Consider the following 2,012-nt stretch of genomic DNA (forward strand, 5'->3'; position numbering starts at 1 on the left):
ACCGCCACCGCGCCCCAGCCGTTCGGCCATCCACAGCCGGGCTCCCAGCGCGATGAGCACCGGCCCGGCGCCCAGCGTGACCACGGTGGCCACGGCCAGTCCGGTCGTCTGCACGGCGGCGAAGTAGGCGGTCTGGAAGACGGTGAGACCCACTCCGGTGGCGACGATGCGCGTGACCCGGGCCCGCCGGGTCTCCGCCTGCCGGGCACGGGCGGGGCGGCGCCTGGCCGCCTGGAAGGCGAGCAGCAGGACGAGCCCGCCCACCGTCCGCCAGAACGTCAGGGCGACGGGCCCCAGCCCGCTGCCGGTGAAGGGCAGGGCGGCCGCCGCACCGGCGGTACCCCAGGCCGTCGCCGCGACGACGACGTAGAACAGCCCCCGGCCGACGGCCAGGGAGGAGGTGGACTGCATGTGATGCTCCCGCGGAGGAAGGGACAGGGCCGTGATCCCGGATGCGGGCAGCGGCGGCCGGCGCGGCGTCCGTCACGGACAGCCGCGTGGTCCTCCTGGAACGCCCGCCTCAGACGGCGGGCGGCGACAGCACACTGAGTTGCATGGGGCGAACCCTAGGACGCCCCACTGCGCTCCGGCAACTCCTCGGCGGCGGCAGCTGCGGCGACGCCACCGCCGGCGGCCACCGGCTCCGGCGGCGTCGCCGACGGAGCCGCCCGCTGCGCGATGAAGGCACCGCAGAGCACCACGGCACCGCCGAGGATTTGGACCGCCGAGAGGTACTCGCCCAGCAGCACCCAGGCGAGCACGGTCGCCACGACCGCCTCCAGACAGGCCACCACACCGGCGACCGGCGGCGAGAGCCTGCGGACCGAGACCACGCCGGTGAGGTAGGCGGCCACCGTCGCCACGAGGACGATCCAGCCCAGCAGCACGGCGGCGGGCACGGCACTGCCGTCCATGAGCGCCGACCCGGCCAGCACGGACCAGTCGGTCTCCCACGGCCGGGCGATCACCGTGAGCAGCAGGGCGCCGAACAGCAGCCCGTAGGCGATGACACCGACCGGATCGGGTGCCGGTCGGTCGGCTGAGCCACTGCCGTGGTCGGAGAGGATGAAGTACCCCACCTGGCAGCAGGCGGCACCGAGTGCGAGCAGCAGGCCCACCGCGTCGAACGCCAGCCCGGCCCACACCTCCACGACACAGGCCAGCCCGCCCACCGCGAGCACCACGCCCAGACCGGCGGCCCTGCTGACCGGGCGCCGCTGGACGAGGCGCACCCAGGCGAGCACCAGGGCGGGGGCCAGGTACTCGACGAGCAGGGCGACACCGACGGGGATGCGGGAGATCGCCGCGAAGTAGCAGGCCTGCACGCCGGCCACCGCGAACAGCCCGAACCCGGCCAGCAGCGCGGGACGTTCCCGCACCAGGCCGCGGTGCCGCCACAGCAGCGGCAGCATCACCACCGCGGCGCCGGCCACACGCAGCCAGGTGACCTGGAGCGGGGACAGCCCCGCCTCGATCAGCGGCTTCGCGGCCACCCCGGAGCCGCCGAAGGCGAAGGCGGAGACCAGCGCCAGGCCGAGACCGACGTTGCGGCGCGGCGGCGCGGGCTTGCTCGTTGCGTGCACCAGGCCATCATGCCCACCACGAACAGCAGTGTCGACCCTTTCACGCCTGTCGTCGAAGGGGTCCGACACCGGTCTTCCCGCGGGGCACGTGCCGGACGCAACCACCGCCGCACCCGGCACGTCCCCACAGGAAGACCGGCTACCGCGATCACGACCACGGGAGGCCCATGGCCGTCTGCACGCAACCTCGGTTGCACACCTGGATGGTGGCGCTCGCGGGCATCGACGGACGGCGGTACGTCTACCGGGTGTACGCCCCGAAGGACGCGCTGCCCGGCGACGTCTTCTGGTCGGCCTTCCACCACCACGACGAGCAGGTACTGCCGCGCGTCTCGGACGCGTTCGACGCCGCCGAGATATGGCAGCTGGCGGCGAACGCACCCGAGCGCGACGGCTGAGCCCCCGCCGGGCGGGGCCTGCGCCGCGGGC

General features: G+C 74.5%; 3 protein-coding genes. 1 reads left to right on the plus strand and 2 read right to left on the minus strand.

Annotation, left to right across the window (positions count from 1 at the left end; translation table 11 throughout):
- Together ACYVE9_RS24555 and ACYVE9_RS24560 are read right to left on the minus strand one after the other, a co-directional pair.
- Window positions 1-411 (minus strand): EamA family transporter (locus ACYVE9_RS24555; RefSeq protein ID WP_461030087.1); only part of this gene is annotated, 411 nt, incomplete at its 3' end.
- Window positions 412-566: 155 nt separating this feature from the next.
- Window positions 567-1,583 carry an EamA family transporter gene (locus ACYVE9_RS24560; RefSeq protein WP_461030088.1) on the minus strand — a complete coding sequence of 339 codons (1,017 nt, stop codon included), beginning with the start codon at window positions 1,581-1,583 and terminating at the stop codon, window positions 567-569.
- A 167-nt stretch (window positions 1,584-1,750) separates the two neighbouring features.
- On the opposite strand from ACYVE9_RS24560, the gene ACYVE9_RS24565 reads away from it, so the two are divergent.
- Entirely contained in the window at window positions 1,751-1,981 is a 231-nt protein-coding gene (locus tag ACYVE9_RS24565) for a hypothetical protein (RefSeq protein ID WP_461030089.1), read from the plus strand.
- Window positions 1,982-2,012: the final 31 nt, after the last annotated feature.

It is taken from the genome of Streptomyces sparsus, assembly GCF_054776295.1.

What these genes read in the sequence shown, in the direction of transcription:
- ACYVE9_RS24565 (WP_461030089.1), top strand. Translation starts at nt 1,751, where the DNA reads ATGGCCGTCTGCACGCAACCTCGGTTGCACACCTGGATGGTGGCGCTC.